Source organism: Trichocoleus sp. DQ-A3, assembly GCF_039961975.1.
Taxonomy (GTDB): domain Bacteria; phylum Cyanobacteriota; class Cyanobacteriia; order Cyanobacteriales; family FACHB-T130; genus FACHB-T130.
In genome coordinates, this window is sequence record NZ_JAMPKC010000005.1 from 242,386 (window position 1) to 262,735 (window position 20,350).

Genomic DNA, 20,350 nt, shown 5'->3' on the forward strand with positions numbered 1-20,350 from the left:
TTCTGACATAATTGTTCACCATAGTCTGGACGGTAGGCTACACTATCGATTTAAATTTTTTTGTTTTTTGCTGACGCCGAAGATATCCACATCCTACGCAGATAGGAGCTGAACTGTACTAAGGATAATCAGTGTTTATCGCGATCCTATTTGATTGAGTGGAGATTTTTTGAAAAAACTGTGTTTGCAGAGCCTGCGCTTTGCCCTTAGAACCCACTAGCGATCGCGTTGCCATGCTCGAAGAGCTATAGTCATGCGTGTTAGCGCTCTGGAACGCCAAGAAAGAGAAAGAATAGAATTTAATCAATCATTTGAGATTGTGATATCCAGGAAGAGTAATATTTTTTTTAGCAGCAATCTTTCACATATCTATCACAAGTACATTTTGAATAATTTACAAGTTTTTGTTTACGGCACTTTGAAACCGGGAGAGTGCAATTACGAGCGATACTGTGCTGGAAAGGTGGTGGAAGAAAAAAGAGCGATCGCATTCGGCGAACTTTTTTCCCTCCCAGCAGGGTATCCCGCAATGATCCCTGGCAATGCAAAAATTCACGGGTTTGTACTCACTTTTCCCGATTCAACTGTGTTACAGAAATTGGATAATCTGGAAGGCTATGACCCTAGCCGTCCAGAGGCACAAAATGAATATAACCGGCATCAAATTGAGACCTATAAACCATCTGGGCAGCCACTAGCAATAGCTTGGGCTTACTTGATGAGCGTTGATCGGGTTAGACGCCAAAAAGGGATTCTGCTGACCTCTGGATGGTGGAGCCGCTTAAAAAACAATGAGTGATGAGTTCATTCCAAAACTCATCACTCATTGCTCAATATTTTTTAAGTCAAAGCGGATTAATTCTGATATCCCTTGGCGTCAGATCCATCTACTGATGGCTTCACAAATTTTTCTGGAGCCGCGACTGCTGCTTTGGGAATCTCCACTGCGGGATGATTCAGGGCAACCATCAAAGGCTCTGCTGCTGTCTCTGAAATGGGAGCTTTTGCTAGTTGGGGACTCAGGGAGTGATTACCCGGAAGAATTCCTGACAAAGCGCCGACAAACAAAGCTGCGATCGCTGCGCCACCCCATGCAGCAACCCGTTGGGAGCGGCGGCGGTTGATGCGTCCGAAAACTTGATTAACAGCCTGTTCTGCTGATTGCTCGGACTCTGGAACGGGAATTGTTTGTAAACCCTGGCGTAATTTCACCAGTCTGGTATACAAACACTGCATTTTGGGGTCACTTTTAAGCCATTCCTGAACTTGTTTGCGCTCGTCAGCGGTTACTTCACTATCTAAGTAGGCACTGAGCAATTCAAAGCGATCGCGTTGCAAAATATCCATCTCCTTAGAGACTTGTGCGTTTGCAGGGCACCGCTGTCCAGAATCCTTACGATTGTTCAAATCAGAGGTCATTTTCACATCACCAGCAAGTCACACAATAGGAAAGCAGAGCAGTCACTAATCTTTGCCACATTCAGTATATACGTAGAAACTTGTATTTCATTACAATCTTAACTGTTTTGCCAAGAAGTAAAACACAAGTAATGGGGAGCTGACTTAATCCGTGACAACCAAGGGTGAACTTAACGATTTACGCTTAGTCTAGTTTTTAGCAAGCGATCGCACCCAGTAAAAATCTACCCTTTTTTCACGACCTATCTGAAATCGTTTCTTGGAAGCCACACCTTGCAGCACTTCAGCGAACAAGGAAGGCTATCCTACTGCTTTAAAGATAATCGGCAACCCCGGAGGTACGAATCCACCGAATAGCTGAAACCAGATTCTATCCCTAAGTTAGATTAATTTCCGTCTAGGTAGTTTTGCAGCTGAGATTGCAGGCGCTGACGCGCTCTAGCAATTCTAGATTTTACCGTTCCCAGGGAGACACCTGTGATTTCGGCAATTTCTTCATAAGCCATGCCTTCGATTTCTCTCAGGACGATGGTAGTGCGAAACACCTCTGGCAGATCGGCGATCGCTTCATGCAGCTGTTCATAAAATTCCCGCGTCGTCATGTCTTCGTCGGGACTTGGATTGTCAGATGCAATTTCCCAATCCATTTCGCCGTCATCCATCATGCGAGGTGCATCTAACGACAGCGGATGAGACACCCGTTTGCGTTTACGCAGCTCATCATAAAACAGGTTCGTGGCAATCCGGCTCAACCATCCCCGGAACTTGACTGGCTCCTGCAACCGCTTAATATTGCGGTAAACCCGAATCCAGACTTCTTGAGCTAAATCTGCCCGATCCTGCCAATCTGGAGCCAGATGGTACAAAATCTTATCGACATGAGACTGATACCGGCGCAAAAGTTCGGCAAAGGCAGCGCGGTCAGGACGCAGCCCCGCCTGACAATGCAGAATTAGATCGTAGTTTGACAGTTTTTCAGGTTGCACCGGCGCTTGAGAAACCGTTGCTTCAGCTGTTGACCAGGATACAGGAATCGATTGAGTCATGGATGGATATAGGGGTTAAAACATCCTAACCCTCCAAGACGCTGCCACTTTGACAATGGTTCCCGCTTGCGGCGGAATGCTAAATGGCGTTCTACACCAATCTAGCGAATCGAAGGATACAACGTCGGGAGTTATTCATATAAATACGAACTTGTAACACTTCATCCGGAAAAGAGGGGCAAACTGGCAGAAGGACAGGGGCGATTTAGGAGAAAGTCATTTCTAATTGGGTTTAGAGGCGAATATAATTCACGCAGTATTTCAGAGAATGAGGAAAATATCATTCCAACGCTACTGCCGCCAGCGCTTTCAGCATCGCTTTCTGCGCGTCTGTTCAACCTGTAACACCAGTAATATTCATGCCTTCGTAGGGTCTTTCACTTGTCAAGGTGTTCAGGCACTCGCCTGTCGCTACATCCCAAAGCTTAATCATTTCATCTTGTCCAGCACTCGCGAGTATTTGTCCATCTGGGCTGAAGCCAACTGACCAAACTCCATTAGATATATCCCTGGAAAGCTTTTAGGTATTTACCGCTACTAACATCCCACAACTGCACAGTGCGATCGCCACTGCCAGTCGCCAAAGTCTTTGCTTCCGGATTAAAAGCAACTGACCAAACCCAGTTGGTAGACACCTGTAAGGTTTGGAGACATTCACCGCTACTGACATCCCACAACCTGACAGTGCGATCGCTACTACTCGCCAAAATTTGATTATCTGGACTAAACGCGACTGACAGTACCCAATTGGGAGATCCCTGTAAGGTTTGGAGACATTCACCGCTACTAACATCCCACAACCGCACAGTGCGATCGCAGCTAGCACTTGCTAGAATCTTACCCCCAGGACTATAGGCAACCGACAACACCCAGTTGGTATCGGCATATTTTCAGGCAATTACCGTCCGAAACATCCCACAATCTCACGGTAGAATCCCCACTGCCACTCGCTAGAATCTTACTCCCAGGTCAATAGGCAACAGACCGCACTCGATTTGTATACCCCCACAAAGTTCTCAAAGCTTGACCCGTGTGGACATCCCATAGCTTTATCGTTCGGTCGTCACTGCCACTCGCCAAGGTGCGACCATCGGGACTAAAGGCAAGTGCCCAAACCTGACTCGCGTGCCCTTGCAAAGTTCTGACACAGCGCCCCGTACTGACATCCCATAACTTTACAGTGCAGTCATCACTGCCACTGGCTAGCTGTATAGCTAACTTGCTGCGAGCTTATTCTTTACCTTTGGTAGTAGACTTCTTACCTACTCTTTCTGGTTGTTTATTCAACCACAATCGGTCTTGCCTGTATGTGGATAGCTAACTTGCTGCAAGCTTATTCTTTACTTTTATCAGTAGACTTCTTACCTAAACCAGGTTAAAACTGTTGTCAAGCAACGACCAGCGTAACAGTTTCAGGCACAAAACGTTGCCAGGAAACCGCTTGTAGGAACGCGATCGTATCTTTTGTACAGTATAAGAGCGAGAAAAATTCAATCGCCTTTAACACAAAATTTACAAGTTTAAACAGGTAACTTAAGCACGATACCTTATACTTTTACAGAGGTTTTAAAAATGACACAAACTAATAAGTTAGACAATCAACAGCTAGAAGCAACTTCCATCAAACAAAACGAAGAAAAAATTTCAACGCAGAAAGGAAACCGTTTCCGGCAATTTTTTTTAAAAAAATTTGAAACCGGTGCAAATCAACAACCAACTCTCTTGGGACATCTCTTGCTCACAAGTAGCTTGCTAATGCTAATTGGCATTGGTTACTTTTCAATGCAATGGTCTGCGAGTAAAAAGGCAAATGAATGGCTGGGAGCTACACAGAATTTTACTCCACTTAGTGAAGGAATAAAAAATGCTTCAGAAGATGAAAAAACGAGGCTAAAGCAGCAATTTGAAGAAATTCAGGCACGAAGTCATCGATACGCGACTATTATGACTTTTTTCTACCAGCAATACTACGTCTCAATTTCCTTGACATCGGCTTCAGCTTTAGTTGCAGGAATTTGTTTGTTCTTTATTAGTAAAAAGGGCTGGGATAGAGTCAATAATGCTGTGATTAACGTCTTTATTGTCGCCTCTGGTTCTGTAATATTTTTTGGTGATTTACCGGGAATTTTTAGGCAAAATGAAAATAGTACGGCAAGCCGGGATTTATATATCGCACACGTCTCTCTAAGAAATAAGGTACTCAGCTATTTAGCAACTGGTGCAACAGTTGGTGCAGAACCGGAAAAGCCGAATGAGTTTAGTCGCCCAGAAACCAGTCGGTTTATTCTTTATGTTGACCAAAAATTAGCAGAATTGAATCAAGTACCGATTGGCTTCGATCCTACAGGAATCAGAGATGTAGAACGGAAGTCAAGATTCGGTCTTCCTGAAAAGCCTCAATCTGGGAATAAACAGTAAAATTATGGTGTTTGAGTAAGCAATATCTTACTCAAACACTACTGTCCGATTCCCGTATACCAGCACACGATTTCGCAAATGCGATCGCACTGCTCTCGCTAATACCACTCGCTCTAAATCTTTGCCTTTGCGAATCAAATCGTCAACCTCATCCCGGTGACTGACTCGCACTACATCTTGCTCAATAATTGGGCCTGCATCCAAGTCGGTGGTGACATAGTGAGCCGTTGCCCCGATAATCTTGACGCCGCGTTCGTAGGCTTTGTGGTAGGGATTAGCTCCTACAAATGCAGGTAAGAATGAGTGATGAATATTAATAATTTGCGGAAATTGACTAATAAAATCAGGGCTGACGATTTGCATATATTTTGCCAGCACAACTAAATCAATGTTGTATTGCCGCAGTAATTCTAATTGTTTGGCTTCCTGCTGTGATTTTGTTTCTTTGGTAATCGGAATGTGATGATAGTCGATGCCAAATTGAGCGGCTACATCTTGTAAATCGGGATGGTTGCTGATAATTAGTGGAATTTCGGCGGAGAATTCTTTTGCTTTATGACGCCAAATTAGGTCAAAGAGACAATGATCTTGTTTGCTTACCCAGATGGCAATCCGGGGTACTGTGTCGGAAAAGTGCAACTGCCAGTTGGCTTGTAGAGGTTGCGCGATCGCGTTAAATGCTGGGCCAATCAACTCACGCGGTAGATTAAAATCTTCTAACTGCCACTCAATTCGGGTGAGAAATAACCCAGCCGCAAAATCGGTGTGCTGATCGGCATGAATAATATTACCGCCATTAGCGTAGATAAAATTAGCAATTTTTGCCACCAATCCTCGTCGATCGGGGCAGGAAACTAGCAGCGTTGCGGTGGGGCTGTTCATGGTGAGAGAGAGGGGCTAGGTTGAGGTGACTTTTCGGTTTTTGAAGTCTCAGTTTTACTATTTTTTGGTGAAGGAGAGGGGCTGGGCTGAGGTGACTTAGCAGGTGTTGCTTTGTCAGAATTTTTGTCCGCAGTATCTTTCTGACTTGCTGGGGAAGGAGAAGGAGTCGGCTTATCTGACTTAGACGGTGTTGCTTTTTCAGCAGGCTGGTTTTTAGTAGTTTTTGGAGAGGGGGAGGGACTAGGTTTATTGGACTGAGAGGGTGTTGCTTTGTCAGAATTTTTGCCGGAAGTATCTTTTTTACTTGCTGGGGAAGGAGAAGGACTCGGCTGAGGTGACTGAGAGGGTGTTGCTTTGTCAGAATTTTTGCCGGAAGTATCTTTTTTACTTGCTGGGGAAGGAGAAGGACTCGGCTGAGGTGACTGAGAGGGTGTTGCTTTGTCAGAGGTTTTATCCGGACTATTTTTTTGAACCGCTTCCTTGGCTTTCCATTCTGACAGAGGGCGTTTTACACCATACTCGAAGTCTATCGGGACTAAAAGCACCTCTAGCTGCTGAGGGGTCTGGGCGGGGGGGTCAACTTGAGCATACAAGAAACTACTATTGAAGTTAGGCTTCCCCAAAATTATCTGATGAGTTTGCTGATTATTTAGCCTTACTTCTACCGTCGCTTGGGGTTTGTCGAGTCCATATTCTTGTAGCTGGTTAGGGAAGATGGAGAGGGTGCGATCGCTCTTGCCATCTACCAGTAAATTTAGCAGGTATGAAACAGATGGATCGCTGGCTGGGACGTCGCTGGGCGATTTCATCTGCCATTGAGAAATACTCGTCTTGTCCACAGCTTCCTGCGTGACTCGCTCAAACTTCAACGTTTGTTCCTGACTTTTAACTGTCAAAGCCTGTATCTGGTCTTTTTCAAAAGAAAAGATTTCCTTTTGTTTTGCCTGTGCTGCTTCTCGCTGGGGGGCACCTTTAATTTCATAAAAATAAACGAATCCCCCCAAACTCAGCGCCAATAGTATCAGAATCCAAGTTGTTCGTTTTAGCTTCATAATCAACACGCGAGTTGATTTTAGATTAAATCCAAAATCTGAAATTACTAACGTCTGAACCACCAAACCAGTCCGGCTGTAAGGAACCCGATTAAGGGCATAATCAACACAGCTATCCAACCCACTAGATTGGCTTGGTCTTGGGACAAGTTGATGCGACGGTCTTTTACTTCTTTGGGACGGATGGATAAAAGTTGCTCATCCTGTTTGCTTAACCAGCTGACGGAGTTGAGAAAGACATCTCCATTTAGTTGCTGCTCAAATAAACCATCGCTAGCAAAATCAGAATTACCGAGGACAACTAGACGGGATTCTGCTGGTTTTTGGTCAGCATTTGCCGTCTTTGCCGGTGAGTTGGTTGGGCTTGGGGACGCGCTAGGGCTAGCAGTTGCGGTTGGGCTGGGAGAAGCTGATGTCGTCGCCGTTGGAGTTGGGGACGCGCTAGGGCTAGCAGTTGCGGTTGGGCTGGGAGAAGCTGATGTCGTCGCCGTTGGAGTTGGGGACGGGCTGGGGCTAGCAGTTGCGGTTGGGCTGGGAGAAGCTGATGTCGTCGCTGTTGGGCTTGGGGACGCACTGGGGGTGGGGCTAGCGGTTGCTCCTGGAGTCGCCCCTGGAGTTGCTGTTGGAGTTGGGGATGGTGCAGACACACTTTGGGGAGGATAGACGCGACTTAGGGCGACGCCGAGAATTAAAGGCCCTTGGCGATCGCTTTCGGGATCAAACTGCAAGCGATCGCTTTCGGGATTGCTCTCAGCCCAACTCTGGTCATTTGTCACCAGCAAAGGCGTCGCCTGGATACCGGCGATGGGAGTCACTTCAATCGGTCGTGCAAACGGGTAGAAAGAACGACCATCCTGAAAATCTTTAGTAATCGGATGTTGACCGTAGCGCGTCACCATAATCACCGCCGGACTCAGTCCCGCCTGACCGCCGGACAAGTCAATGGCAAGACGATTATCCAGCCTCACGCCCCAATCTTTAAGCAAGTTATCCAGACCGGGATTGGTATTCCGGTCTACCATCACCAGTAGCCTACCGCCGCGCTTCAGGTAATCGCTCAAAGCGGTGACTTCAGCTGCAAACAGTGCCCGTTTGGGGCCAGCAATGACGATGAGGTCAGCATCTTGGGGGATTCCTGGAGTTTTCGCCAAATCTAGGGGTTGAGTGGTGTAGCTTTTCTCTCCTAGGCTAGTCACCGCCTGAGAGATGCTTCCTTGCGCCGCTTGTAAGGGCCGTTCGCCGTGACCTTGGAGGAAGTAAACCTTGCCAACGCGATCGCTCGTAATTTGGGCGATCGCATTCGTCACCACTGTTTCTGAAAGGCTCTCCCCGCGCTGCGGATTCACTGTCTGGATGAGCTTTCGTCGTCCCTCCGATTCCAGATAAACTTCCCCTAGAGATTGAAGGTTAAACCTTTGAGCCAGTCCGGGTCGCAGTTGCGGATCGACAAATTCAAAACTAAATTGAGAGCCATATCGTCGGTAATTTTCCAACAATTGTTGGTCTTGAGGATTCGGATTTTCTTCAAATACCCACAACTTGACTGGCTGCGATAAATTTTGCACTAATTGCTGCGACTGGGGGGCAAGGGTAAATAGCTGATTTTCCGTTAAATCCACTCGCACAACACGGCGAACACCCAGAAAATTAATCAGCCCCAAAATCACCAAAACCGCCAGTGTTGCTGCTAGAGCATTGGTTCCCGCCTGAGTTGACCGGCGTCCCCAAAAGCCATTTGGCGAACCGCCCAAAGATAGCAGCCATAACCCAATAATTACAACTCCAGCAACGATTAAACCTACGGGCACAGAACCCCAGCTACTGGATACCAATCCAGCAACTAGACCCGTAATTGTTAGAACTGGGCCAAGCAAAAAGAGATATTTTAAATACTTCCAATTAATGGTTTTCATGTTGGCTAATCAGTAATTGGTAATTGGTAATTGCTGCCAATAGATTTTAGGTAAGTGTTTAGCTTAGGTAACAGTTCATCAATGATAGGTTTGCGGGTGCCGATCTGTTCAATCGAGATGCAGGAAACCTCGAAGGCGGTCTTTGTAGGCGCAAGCCCCACCCTTTAAGGTGTGGGCTACTTGCATCTCACGCATTCGGTCTTCTCATCGCAACCACTCCATTCGCGATTCGCCATTCGTCAATTTAAGAACGCTGATAGCGCAAGGCATCGATAGATTGAGCAGTCAGAAACACGCCTAAGATAATGTAGCTTGCAAACATAATCAAACTGCTGGTATCAACCACACCTTGTACTAGGGTGTTGTAATGTTTGACTAAGGATAAATGATTCCATGCTTCTCCTAACACGCCGCCGGTCAGTTTCGCTAAAAGCTCGATCAGCGAGAAGCATAAAATTAGCACAAAGGTAAGAATTGCTGCCAAAATTGTGCTTTCGGTGAGGGAAGAAATAAACATTCCCAAGCTAAGAATCGCAGCGGCAACCAAGATTAATGCTGCATGACCCAATAGCGGCACCGCCGGGGGTAGGGGTGGGCTTGATGCATTAAAAGCGATCGCTTCGTATGCCAGCAACGGCAGCACCATTGTGATAAAAAATGTCACTACCCCCAACAATTTACCCACCGCCACCGCCCAGTTGGTGACTGGCGAAGTGGCTAATAGCTCTAAAGTCCCTCGCTTGCGTTCCTCGGAATACAGCCCCATTGAGAGAATGGGCAAAATAAATAACGATAAAAAAAACATTGCCCCCAGAAAGCTTTGGAGGGTGTTATAGGCGACATCGATGGGGGGAACGGGTGCGCCAATTTGCTGTCCTTGAAAATAAATATCCAAAGCGCGATCGCTCTCACTTTGCAATGCAGTGAGGAAGAATAATCCAGCTAAAAACCAGAAAGCACCCGCGACGATATATGCCAGCGGCGAAGCGAAATAGCCCTGCAATTCCTTGCGATAAATCGCCAAAATATTACTAATAATTACGCCCATTTATTCAACTCCTCCAGATTGCTCATCTGTGGCAACAATGGCAGCAGCTTCTGCTGGCGAGGGAGGGGATGTCCCATTGCCATCGGTTTCATCCGTATCCATATCGACGACCTTTTCTTGGGTTGTCAGTTCGATAAACACGTCCTCAAGACTAGCGCGAGTGCGTCGCATTTCATACAATGCCACCCCCGCCCCAATTAAAACCGCAGCAATATCACGCGCCGGTTCTGTACCCGGTTCTGATACTACACGGATAAGAGTGCGATTGGGCGGTAATTCCTGGCTGGGGATGGATTCGACAAAACGAACTCCGGGCAAAACTAAGAGCATATGTTGCACAGCTTCTACATCCCCGTCGATTTCCAACTCATAGCCCGATCCGCCCGCTAGCTGTGCTACCAGATTTTCTGGGCTATTCGTTGCCACAAGCCGACCGCGATTGATAATTGCCACTCGGCTGCAAGTCATGCTAACTTCCGGCAAAATATGGGTAGAGAGAATGATTGTGTGGCTACCGGCAAGGCTTTTAATTAAGTTGCGAACCTCGATAATTTGGCGAGGGTCGAGACCAACCGTGGGTTCATCTAGAATAATCGCGGGTGGGTCATGGACGATCGCTTGGGCAATGCCAACCCGTTGGCGGAAGCCTTTAGAAAGCTTGCGGATGAGTACCTTGCGTTTTTCGGTGAGGTTGCAGCGTTCCATTGCTGAATTTACTTGGGATTTGCGATCGCGTCCGGGAACCCCCTTTAGCCGCGCCACAAAATGCAAAAATCCCTCCACGCTCATGTCAGGATACAAAGGTGGCGTCTCCGGTAAATATCCAATCCGCCGCCGTACCGCCATTAAATCTTCATGCACATCGTACCCAGCAATCCGGGCAGTCCCACTGGAAGCGGGTAGATATCCCGCCAAAATCCGCATGGTTGTCGTTTTTCCGGCACCATTCGGCCCCAAAAAGCCCAAAATTTCCCCAGGTTCCACATTAAAGGTGACATCCTGAATGGCTGGGGTCGCGCCATAGATTTTGCTTAAATTTTCAACTTCGATCATTATGGGTCATCGGTCATTGGTCATTGGTTATTGGTCATTGGTCAAAAGCAAACAACTAAGGACAAATGACAAAGGACTAAATTCAAAACTCTTTACTTTATGGGTCAACCAATGCTTTATGTCAACCCAGCAACTGGCAAAGATAACAGTGTCGGGAACTCATCTGCCCCACTGAAGACGCTGACTCGTGCCCTGAAGCAGGCTCAAGCCGGAACTTCGATTCAGTTGGCATCTGGGATTTACAATGCGGCAGGGGGAGAAGTATTTCCTCTGGTAATCCCGGCTGGGGTGACGGTGGTAGGGAATGAATCCAGCAAAGGCAAGGGAATTCAAATCGAAGGCAGTGGGGAATATATTAGCCCAAGCTTTGGCTCCCAAAATATTACCCTGCGGCTGGAAACGGATGCCCAACTGCGGGGAGTCTCAGTGACGAATCGGGGGGCGAAGGGGACAGGGGTTTGGATAGAATCGACATCGCCAAGGCTGGCGAATAATACCTTTACCAGTTGCAGTCGCGATGGCGTCTTTGTCACGGGTACTGCGAAACCGGCAATTTTAGATAATGTATTTACCCAAAATGCCTCCACAGGTCTTTCTCTCGTCCGCAATGCCAAGGGGGAAGTGCGTCGGAATGTGGCAGAGAGAACGGGTTACGGAATTTTGATTGGAGATCAAGCGGCTCCCCTAATTACCGATAATAAGATTTTTGCGAATCGGGCGGGGATTTTTCTGTCTCGTGACGCGACCCCGGTGCTGCGTCGCAATCTCATTGAGAAAAATACACAAGCGGGGCTAATTATCAATGATGGGGCAAAACCGCAGCTAGGGAGCCGTCAAGAGCCAGCAGGTAATATTTTGCGGGATAACGGGGAAGTCGATCTGCAAAATCTGACGCGGTTCGCCGTCGTCTCAGCGGGAAATCAGCTGAATCCAGTGCGGGTGCAGGGAACGGTGGAATTTGTGGCGGCGACGGTTGCCGCTACTTTTACAATGGGGCCTGCCCAGTTTAGCGATGTTGCCGGTTATTGGGCGGAAGCGTTTATTCAGGCGCTAGTGGCGAAAAATCTGATGAGTGGCTTTCCGGATGGGACGTTTCAGCCAGAAGCGGCAATGACTCGCGCCCAATATGCCGCAGCGATCGCGAAAACCTTTAACTTGCCGCCACGACCGGGAAATCAGAGCAGTTTCAAGGATATTCCAGCAGATTTTTGGGCGGCGGGGGCGATCGCAAAGGCGGCATCGATGGGTTTTATTTCTGGGTTTCCAGATAACACCTTTCGACCGGGGCAAAATCTGACGCGGGTGCAAGCGATCGCATCTTTAGTCAGTGGTTTGGCACTTACGGGGGGCAATTCTAGCGTCTTGGGAGTTTATGGCGATCGCGCTCAAATTCCCAGCTACGCCACAGATGCCGTCGCTGTTGCCACCACGAGGCGCATGGTGGTGAATTATCCCCAGGTTCAACAACTCGAACCGATGCGAGACATTACCCGCGCCGAAGTTGCTGCACTCATCTATCAGGCATTAGTCACCACAGGGGAAGTCAAGGCGATCGCTTCTCCCTATATTGTCAATCCGGAAGTGAATCCCGACTCCTCCCTTCCCAGCTTCAGCGACATTCAGGGACACTGGGCAGAGAATTCTATTCGAGGATTGGCAAATCAAAACCTGCTGGGTGGCTTTGCCGATGGCACTTTCAAGCCAGATGATCGACTCAATCGGGCGGGATTCGCGGCTTTATTAGTTAAAGCCTTTAACCCCACTTCCAAACGCCCAGGCATTCAGTTTACCGATATCCCCCCGACTTTCTGGGCGCAGGCGGTGATTCAACAAGCTTATAGCGGTGGCTTCATTACCGGATTTCCCGACCAAACCTTCCGCCCTCAGCAGCCGGTTCTGAGAGTCCAGCTGATTGTCTCTCTGGTGAGTGGATTGGGCTTTGCCTCTGGGGATGAAAAACTATTAGACAAGTACGAAGACCGCGCAGCGATTCCAGCCTATGCCCGCCCTGCTATTGCTGCTGCTACACAAAGAGGTATCATTGTGAACCACCCGGCACCCGCACAACTCAACCCAAATCGAGAAGCCACACGAGCCGAGGCAGCTGCTATGGTTTATCAAGCATTAGTTGCCACTGGGCGATTGCCTGCTTCCTAGGGGCTTTCGCCTTCGGACAAAAAATCTTGGGCGATCGCCATAAATTATCGCCCGTAGGCAAATGCCCTTTTTGTCCAATACTTCTCCTGAACGAGTGCTGAGAGTGCAAGATATAAATATCACCACTGACTAATGACCGATGACAGCTAAACGCTAATCTGCGATTAATATTATTTCTGGTCTGCCAAGTTAACTTCTGATGACAGAGTCAACACAAGACTCAGCTACTGCCTACGCAACGACGCTGCTTCTTTACTATTGTTTTGAACTGATTAGGGGTTACACGGCTGAGGAATTGGTAGCCCATTGGGTTCGCGACTTTGGTGCCGACTGGGTGCCTCTAGCCGTGATTGAGGCGCTTTATCAGGGACGTTACAAAGCGATTTCTGTCGAGCAAATCTTAAATTTCTGGTCTCGGCGCGGTCAAGCCCTGTATCACTTTAACTACGATTTTGAGCGCTTAGTTTGCCGCAATTTTCCCCAAAATTTGACGGAAGCAGCCGAGCCGCTACCGGCAACCTTCGCGGCTAACCCGGAGCCGAGTCTAGAGCGAATCAAGGTTAAAGAGGCGATGAATTCAGTTGAGTCATCCTCAACGGAAGCCGCCACTGCCAGTAACGAGGCGATCGCGATCGCCCACCCAATTGCGATCGCCCAGACGCCTTCCCCAGAGGAGGCTGCTGCTTCCGTCCTGTCAGAACCGACAAACACGGACAACCCTAGGGACGTTGCCAATTCAGAAGACGCCAACGCCAGCCTTGCGCTGCGTTCTAGCCACAAAAATTATCAAGCAAATTGGTCGCGCTGGGATGTCAACAAGCGACCAATACACCAATTCATCCCAACGGCAGATGACTCAGATTTTTACCAAAAACTCAAAGCCGTTGCCCAGAGTGATGAAGAGACTTAAGCCCTTGAAAACAGAAAATTAAAAATGAACAATCCTCATTTTTAATTTTTAATTGTTGGCGACGGTGTCAGCAGCTTTTTCTTGTGGTTTTGCGACGCCCATGCGAATTTCCGAGCAAAAAGAAGCCATTGAGAAGCCGCCAAATCGCTTTAAAATGCTGGCTCGTAGCCGCAAGTTTTCGCTAGCAAACCAGATGCGTTCTTCCGAGTACATCGTTTCATACTCGGTAATCAGCGTGAATGAATTATCGCTACCGATGACATAGCGACCGGCGACCGATGCTTTCTCGGCATAGCCCATGTCGCGCAGCAACTGACCTTCATTCGGCTTCTCTGGGTCGGGAATCGGGACGAGAACGCTAGAACCCGCGTGCTTTTCTTGATCCCATTCCATCGTGCCATCCCAGCTTACGCGAGCGCCTCCCCAAGCTAAGCCTGGGTCAACTTCGTACTGTTCGCAGAGCTTGATCACTTCCGGATCTTCTGCCGAGAGCATCTCGATCTTGATGTCTGACTTGCCACTTTCTGCTTGCTTGAAAGCCAGATGGTGACTAGTACGCTGGGAAAACCATTTGCCTGCACTCAGCTGGAAAAACTCTTGAATATCCATGAATCAAACTCTTCTGGACTAATAATTTTTAACATCACTTTCAATATCTTAGATTGACCAGTCGCTAGAGAGAGTGATAACCGCTGACCTCTACTTTATAAAAGGTTAAAGAGTTTTCGGATGAGTAAACCTGCATCATGTCTAGAATTCATGGCACTCCCAGCGATGACTACATTGAAGCCACCCAGTGCGACGATGTTATTTTTGGGTATGCTGGCGACGATACCCTGGTTGGCAAGTCAGGCAACGATATCATCCACGGTGGGCAAGGAAATGACCTGATTCAAGGGGGAGAGGACGAGGATTCCCTGTATGGCGAAGGTGGGGATGACTTTTTACTGGGGGGTTCGGAGCGCGATCGCTTATTCGGAGGCAACGGCGACGATGTCTTGGTTGGCGGCGAAGGGGACGATCGCTTAGATGGCGGTCCCGGCAATGATGTCTATATTTACGCTCCCGGCGATGGTTTTGACACCATTGAGGATGAGTCGGGAATCGATATCCTACGATTAGACGAAATCTTCTCGAATGAGATTACGGTTGATTTCGTCATCGGTGGTTGGCTGTGCGTATCTTATCAGGGTCAGCCCATCGTCAAGATGCGCGGTGTGGAGCATATTCAGGTAGAAGATGGCTTGTTTTCCGTCGCTCACTGGCTGTAAGCAATTAAAAATGTTCCCATTAAAAATTAAAAATGGAGAATCCCCCATTTTTAATTTCTAATTTTTAATTGTTTTCAGATAGCCGCTTCAGGGAGATGGTGGCAGCGGTAGCAACGTGGGGATGACGGTCTTTTTCCAGGTAATTGAGGGCTGATATACTCTTCGCGCTGGGCAAGTGTCCTAAAGCTTCGGCAAGCCGCTGACGGACAAGCCAATCCTCAGCTTGGGCAAAGCGAAGAATTTGATCGACGGCTCCTACTGCTTTAATTTCACCGAGTGCCGCGATCGCTGCCTGTTGCAACACGACTTCTTCGCTATCTAATGCCCGAACCAGTACGTCGAAAGCGCGGGGATCTTTTAAATTGCCCAAACTAACGGCGGCGCTGAAACGCACCAGCCAATCGGTATCTTCGTAAAACGCTCGCACCAAGGGTTCAAATCCTCTGATATCGCACAGGTAACCTAAGGCACCAGCGGCGTCGGCGCGAATCCCGTAGTCGGGGTCAGTTTCTAGCAATTTCACGAGAATCGGAAAGCATTCTTCGGTCGGTTTAAGACCCAGTGCAAACACCGCCATTGAGCGAATTTGCAGGTTTTCGTCGTCTAAAACCTTTTTGATCAGGGGTACAGCGTCATCTGCCGATACTTCACGCAAAGAGGCAAGCGCCAACATGCGATCGCGTGAATTCGGACTTTCTAGCTGGGCACCAATATTTTCTAAGCTGGGATGAGTCATAAAATCCTAAGCTCTTTAATAAATCTTAACATAATTGAGCGAGTTATCTCAGGAAGTGGTGGAGAGATGGTAGGAATTGTCATCGTATCGCATAGTCAAAAGCTGGCAGAGGGAGTGCAAGCGTTAGTGCAGCAAATGGTTCAAGGTGCCGTGTCGCTGGCTCTCGCCGCAGGAATTGACGATCCGGAAAATCCCTTTGGTACGGATGTAATGCAGGTTTATCAAGCGATTGAGTCGGTTTACAGTGAGGATGGCGTCCTCATCTTGATGGATTTGGGGAGTGCTGTACTGAGTGCGGAAATGGCATTGGAGTTTCTGCCAGAAGAACGGCGGCATCCGGTGAGACTCTGCGAGGCACCGCTGGTAGAGGGAGCGATCGCCGCAGCGGTAACAGCAGCATCCGGTGCAAATATTGAGCAAGTCATCCGCGAAGCACGAGGAGCATTAGCAGCGAAAGCCTCCCAGTTATCCGGTATTAATCTTTCGGAGTCCGCCGGGGCATTGGTAAGTGCCCCAATAAGTGCCCAAAGTCAGGTAATCCATCTCACCGTCCGAAATCAGATGGGTTTGCACGCCCGTCCGGCTGCCAAATTTGTTGCTACCGCTTCCCAGTTTCAATCTGAGATTACGTTACAAAACATCACATCTAGCAGCGGATCGGTCAATGCTAAAAGCATCAATCAAGTCGTTACGCTGGTCATCCGCCAAGGGAATGAGATAGCGATCGCTGCCTCTGGAGCGGATGCCCAAGCCGCCTTGGCAGCCTTGCAACAGCTAGTAGAAGCCAACTTCGGGGAATCAGTCGCAGACGTTCGAGGTGGGGAAACCCCGCTTCCGGAGCAACCCCAATTCCCTATTTCCAATTCTCAGTTTTCTGGGATTCCTGCCTCTGCGGGTATTGCCATCGGCAATATTGCGATCTATCAACCCACCGTTCTCAACGTACAACAGCAGCAAGCAGACAATCCCGAAGCAGAATGGCAACAGTTACACACAGCAATTGAGCAAACTCGTCATCAAATTCAAACCCTCCGCCACCAAATATCTGCTACGGCGGGAGAAGCACAAGCGGCGATTTTTGATGCTCATTTGCTTTGCTTAGAAGATCCCTTTGTAATCGATCGCACGCGCCAGCTGATTTTCGATCGGAATTTTAGTGCCGCCGCAGCTTGGAAGACTGTTATCGATGAGACAGTTGCAGCTTACGAAGCATTGCCAGACTCGTACTTACAAGCACGCGCCGCTGATGTCTTTGACGTGGGACAACGAGTGATGCGATCGCTTACAGGTACGGTACCCGCTTCTATAAATTTGCCAGAACCAGGGATTTTGGTGGCGACTGACTTGACTCCTTCTGAAACGGCACAATTAGATCCCGGCAAAGTTTTGGGAATTTGTACGGTTGCTGGCGGTGCAACTTCTCACAGTGGAATTTTAGCGCGATCGCTCGGCATTCCGGCGGTCGTGGGCGTGGGTGCTGAGTTGCTGCGCTTGCAGAATGGCACGCTCATCGCCTTGGATGGGGAAACTGGCGAGGTGTGGGTGCAACCAGACGACACGCAGTTGCGGGAATTACAAGCAAAACGCAATCGCCAGCAGGCGCAACAACAAGCGTTACAAGCTGCTGCACAGCAACCCGCTATCACCCACGATGGACATCAAATTAAGGTGATGGCAAATATTTTGACAATACAAGAGGCCAAAATTGCTGTAAATATGGGTGCAGAAGGGGTGGGATTGCTGCGGAGTGAATTTTTGTATTTCGATCGAGTCAGCGTCCCGACTGAGGAAGAACAACGAGAAGCGTATGAAGCGATCGCATCCATCCTATCTCCGCATCCCCTAATTATTCGCACTCTCGATATTGGCGGAGACAAACCCCTCCCTTACCTGGATTTGCCACCAGAAGCCAATCCCTTCCTGGGATGGCGGGGAATTCGCTTTTTACTAGATTCCCCAGATTTACTAAAAACTCAGCTACGGGCAATTTTACGCACCAGTCACAAACACCCCATTAAGGTCATGTTTCCGATGGTGGCATCCGTGAGAGAAATCCGCGCCGCCAAAGAGATTTTAGCTGCCGCTAAGACAGAATTGCGCTCTTTGGGGATGAGTTTTGATGAAGCAATGGAAGTCGGAATCATGGTGGAAGTGCCAGCAGCGGTGACGATGGCTGACAAACTAGCCGCAGAGGTAGATTTTTTTAGTATTGGCACCAATGATTTGAGCCAGTATGTCATGGCAAGCGATCGCACAAATCCCAAAGTTGCGACTCTCGCCGATGCCTTTGAACCAGCAGTGCTGCGAATGATTCAGCAAACTGTTACCGCTGCTCATCATGCTGGGATTTGGGTGGGAGTGTGCGGCGAATTAGCTTCATCAGAGTTAGCAACACCCATTTTAGTCGGATTGGGCGTTGATGAATTCAGTATGAACTCCCCAGCCATTTCTACGGTGAAAGCAGCGATTTCAAAGTTGAGGATGGATGAAGCGGAAGCGATCGCATCTGCTGTCTTGCAGCTAGAGTCAGCCAAAGAAGTCAGAGAATATATTGCAGGTCAGTTGAAAACATAAAGTGTCGTCAGAGGAGCAACGGTGGCTCGTAAACGCTTAATTATCGAGATGGGGATGGGAATCGATCAGCACGGACAGGAACCCACTGTCGCCGCAGCCAGAGCTGTCAGGAATGCGATCGCTCACAATGCTCTACCGGGTGTCTGGGAAGTTGCAGGTTTAAGCGACCCCGATCAAATGATCGTTGAAGTAAAGGTGGCAGTGCCTTACCCAGAGCAAGTGCGGGAAGCGGAGGTATTAGCTGTGTTACCTTTTGGTCGCAAAACTCTCACCGTCGAGTCTGGCGGAATGGTCGTTCAAGGTCGAGCAATTGCCTCACTCAATGATAAGAATGACGAAATGCTGATCGCGGTTGCGGCTGTTACCGTTTTGGTGGAAACCGATTAGTTGCGTAGGAAGTGGAAGCGTTTGCCACGCTTCGTTTTAGAAGCCTGCGTCCCGATATTAGATAGATTCGTATCGGCTAATTTATTAAAGTAACTTGCTGAGTTCTCTTTGAAAGCGATCGCGATTTAAACTCAGACCGACTCAACTCCGGAGGATCTCCCATGAAACGAATTGCAATTATTGGCGCTGGTCAAGCAGGTCTTTACTTAGGCATTAGTCTGGTGGATGCAGGCTATGCAGTGACTCTATTTAGCGATCGCACTCCAGAAGCTATCCTCAATGGCAAAATCATGGCAATGCCATTGTTGTTTCCAGATGCGCTACAACTTGAGCGTGACTTGGGACTCAATTTCTGGGATGAGCAGTTTCTGGGTTGCGACCAATTTCATAACAACCTGTGCGACCCACAGGGCAATGTTGCCTTAGTTGTCTCCTCCACTCTAGAAAAGCCTTGGCGAGGTGTGGATCAACGCCTCAAATTATCCGTTTGGATGCAGGAGTTTGTCCGCAGAGGCGGCAAATTAGTTGTTCAGGCAATGACGTTACAAGACTTGGAGGATTACGCTCAAAACTACGATCTGGTCGTGGTATCTGCTGGTCGTGGCTCCTTCTCGACCTTGTTCGAGCGGGACGAGCAAAAATCCCAATACGACCAGCCAAAGCGCCATTTAGCTGGCGGAATTTACACCGGACTCAAGGGAGATCCGATGAAGGGACGCACCTTTCAGGTCAGTAATATACCCGGCGCTGGAGAGATGCTCCAGTTTCCGTTTTATACCAACAGCAAAGATTCCGCTTACACTGTTGCCTTTGAAGCCTACCCTGGTGGAGCAATGGATCGGTTTGGCAAGGTCCAATCCGGTCAAGAATTAGTGGAACTCAGCAAACAAGTCATCCAAGAATTGACCCCGTGGAACTACGAAACAGTCAAGGATATGGAATTAACCGACGAGCAAGCATGGGTTCGTGGGGCAATTACACCGACTGTGCGTAAGCCGATTGGTCGTTTGCCATCAGGTGCAACGGTGATGGGGATTGGCGATACAGTGATTTTGCACGATCCCGTTGGAGCGCAGGGAGCGAATAACGCGACGAAGATGGCACATCTGGTCGCGCAACGGATTGTCGAACATGGCAACCAACGCTTTGATGAGTCATGGATGCAGGGAGTCTTCGATGAATTCTGGCAATATTGTCAGCATGGGCACGCCTTAACGGATTGCTTGTTGACGCCTCCAGCTCATCTGCAAGAGATTGCGATCGCAATGGCTCAAAATCCAGAAGTTGCCAAGGATTACTTGAACGGTATCAACAATCCACCCAATCTGTCTCCGTGGTTTTTCGATCCTGAAGAAAGTAAAAAATATTTAGCGAAGAAGACGTTGCTGAATTCGATAGAACCAGAAGAGCGACCAGTAGCGCCGATCGCTGGGTAGCGCTGAGGTAAACAGCTAGCGACTAGCGCCACAAGTTCTAATAATGCA

At 48.4% G+C, this 20,350-nt stretch carries 20 protein-coding genes; 8 read left to right on the top strand and 12 right to left on the bottom strand.

From position 1 onward, the window contains the following. Positions 1-385 precede the first annotated feature (385 nt). Entirely contained in the window at positions 386-799 is a 414-nt protein-coding gene (locus tag NDI44_RS11940; RefSeq protein WP_190526719.1) for a gamma-glutamylcyclotransferase, read from the top strand. Positions 800-855: 56 nt separating this feature from the next. On the opposite strand, the gene NDI44_RS11945 is transcribed toward NDI44_RS11940, so the two are convergent. The 5 genes from NDI44_RS11945 to NDI44_RS11965 all read right to left on the bottom strand — a co-directional run bounded on the left by NDI44_RS11945 (position 856) and on the right by NDI44_RS11965 (position 3,602). Then, positions 856-1,419 carry a Fis family transcriptional regulator gene (locus NDI44_RS11945; RefSeq protein WP_242030352.1) on the bottom strand — a complete coding sequence of 188 codons (564 nt, stop codon included), beginning with the start codon at positions 1,417-1,419 and terminating at the stop codon, positions 856-858. Positions 1,420-1,805: 386 nt separating this feature from the next. Beyond that, complete coding sequence (locus NDI44_RS11950; protein ID WP_190414997.1) at positions 1,806-2,465, bottom strand: sigma-70 family RNA polymerase sigma factor; 660 nt, start codon at positions 2,463-2,465, stop codon at positions 1,806-1,808. A gap of 334 nt (positions 2,466-2,799) precedes the next feature. Next, entirely contained in the window at positions 2,800-2,970 is a 171-nt protein-coding gene (locus tag NDI44_RS11955) for a hypothetical protein (protein WP_339380794.1), read from the bottom strand. Beyond that, the gene (locus NDI44_RS11960) at positions 2,963-3,334 is read right to left on the bottom strand and encodes a hypothetical protein (RefSeq protein ID WP_199304963.1); all 372 of its coding nucleotides are present in this window, start codon (positions 3,332-3,334) and stop codon (positions 2,963-2,965) included. Before NDI44_RS11960 ends, NDI44_RS11955 begins: the two co-directional genes overlap by 8 nt. A gap of 100 nt (positions 3,335-3,434) precedes the next feature. After that, positions 3,435-3,602: a hypothetical protein gene (locus NDI44_RS11965; RefSeq protein WP_199299415.1), complete on the bottom strand. Its 168-nt coding sequence runs from the start codon at positions 3,600-3,602 to the stop codon at positions 3,435-3,437. Between the two features lie 435 nt (positions 3,603-4,037). Between NDI44_RS11965 and NDI44_RS11970 the strand changes: the two genes are divergently transcribed. Next, positions 4,038-4,883: a hypothetical protein gene (locus tag NDI44_RS11970; protein ID WP_190414998.1), complete on the top strand. Its 846-nt coding sequence runs from the start codon at positions 4,038-4,040 to the stop codon at positions 4,881-4,883. 27 nt (positions 4,884-4,910) lie between these two features. On the opposite strand, the gene purU is transcribed toward NDI44_RS11970, so the two are convergent. The 5 genes from purU to NDI44_RS11995 all read right to left on the bottom strand — a co-directional run bounded on the left by purU (position 4,911) and on the right by NDI44_RS11995 (position 10,831). After that, positions 4,911-5,765 carry a formyltetrahydrofolate deformylase gene (purU, locus tag NDI44_RS11975; protein ID WP_190414999.1) on the bottom strand — a complete coding sequence of 285 codons (855 nt, stop codon included), beginning with the start codon at positions 5,763-5,765 and terminating at the stop codon, positions 4,911-4,913. Beyond that, positions 5,762-6,817 carry a DUF4340 domain-containing protein gene (locus NDI44_RS11980; protein WP_190415000.1) on the bottom strand — a complete coding sequence of 352 codons (1,056 nt, stop codon included), beginning with the start codon at positions 6,815-6,817 and terminating at the stop codon, positions 5,762-5,764. Before NDI44_RS11980 ends, purU begins: the two co-directional genes overlap by 4 nt. A gap of 47 nt (positions 6,818-6,864) precedes the next feature. Further along, complete coding sequence (locus NDI44_RS11985) at positions 6,865-8,730, bottom strand: Gldg family protein (RefSeq protein ID WP_190415001.1); 1,866 nt, start codon at positions 8,728-8,730, stop codon at positions 6,865-6,867. A gap of 244 nt (positions 8,731-8,974) precedes the next feature. Next, positions 8,975-9,778, bottom strand: coding sequence for an ABC transporter permease (locus tag NDI44_RS11990; RefSeq protein ID WP_190415002.1), 804 nt, complete (start codon positions 9,776-9,778; stop codon positions 8,975-8,977). Further along, the gene (locus tag NDI44_RS11995) at positions 9,779-10,831 is read right to left on the bottom strand and encodes an ABC transporter ATP-binding protein (RefSeq protein WP_190415003.1); all 1,053 of its coding nucleotides are present in this window, start codon (positions 10,829-10,831) and stop codon (positions 9,779-9,781) included. It lies immediately after the preceding gene. A gap of 99 nt (positions 10,832-10,930) precedes the next feature. Between NDI44_RS11995 and NDI44_RS12000 the strand changes: the two genes are divergently transcribed. Together NDI44_RS12000 and NDI44_RS12005 are read left to right on the top strand one after the other, a co-directional pair. After that, the gene (locus NDI44_RS12000; protein WP_190415004.1) at positions 10,931-12,988 is read left to right on the top strand and encodes an S-layer homology domain-containing protein; all 2,058 of its coding nucleotides are present in this window, start codon (positions 10,931-10,933) and stop codon (positions 12,986-12,988) included. A 199-nt stretch (positions 12,989-13,187) separates the two neighbouring features. Continuing rightward, complete coding sequence (locus NDI44_RS12005) at positions 13,188-13,898, top strand: hypothetical protein (protein ID WP_190415005.1); 711 nt, start codon at positions 13,188-13,190, stop codon at positions 13,896-13,898. A 48-nt stretch (positions 13,899-13,946) separates the two neighbouring features. On the opposite strand, the gene NDI44_RS12010 is transcribed toward NDI44_RS12005, so the two are convergent. Then, a complete protein-coding gene (locus NDI44_RS12010) occupies positions 13,947-14,507 on the bottom strand; it encodes a phycobiliprotein lyase (RefSeq protein WP_190415006.1) in 561 nt (186 codons plus the stop codon). 137 nt (positions 14,508-14,644) lie between these two features. Between NDI44_RS12010 and NDI44_RS12015 the strand changes: the two genes are divergently transcribed. Then, on the top strand, positions 14,645-15,169 hold the full coding sequence (locus NDI44_RS12015) for a hypothetical protein (RefSeq protein WP_190415007.1): 525 nt from the start codon (positions 14,645-14,647) through the stop codon (positions 15,167-15,169). Between the two features lie 64 nt (positions 15,170-15,233). Here the strand turns inward: NDI44_RS12015 and NDI44_RS12020 are convergent, their stop codons facing one another. Further along, the gene (locus NDI44_RS12020; RefSeq protein ID WP_190415008.1) at positions 15,234-15,905 is read right to left on the bottom strand and encodes a HEAT repeat domain-containing protein; all 672 of its coding nucleotides are present in this window, start codon (positions 15,903-15,905) and stop codon (positions 15,234-15,236) included. A gap of 66 nt (positions 15,906-15,971) precedes the next feature. Between NDI44_RS12020 and ptsP the strand changes: the two genes are divergently transcribed. The 3 genes from ptsP (at position 15,972) to NDI44_RS12035 (ending at position 20,302) form a co-directional block, all read left to right on the top strand. Then, complete coding sequence (ptsP, locus tag NDI44_RS12025; RefSeq protein WP_190415009.1) at positions 15,972-18,479, top strand: phosphoenolpyruvate--protein phosphotransferase; 2,508 nt, start codon at positions 15,972-15,974, stop codon at positions 18,477-18,479. A gap of 21 nt (positions 18,480-18,500) precedes the next feature. Beyond that, the gene (locus NDI44_RS12030; protein ID WP_190415010.1) at positions 18,501-18,866 is read left to right on the top strand and encodes a Lin0512 family protein; all 366 of its coding nucleotides are present in this window, start codon (positions 18,501-18,503) and stop codon (positions 18,864-18,866) included. A gap of 161 nt (positions 18,867-19,027) precedes the next feature. Next, positions 19,028-20,302: a styrene monooxygenase/indole monooxygenase family protein gene (locus tag NDI44_RS12035; protein ID WP_190415011.1), complete on the top strand. Its 1,275-nt coding sequence runs from the start codon at positions 19,028-19,030 to the stop codon at positions 20,300-20,302. The last annotated feature ends 48 nt before the right edge of the window (positions 20,303-20,350 follow it).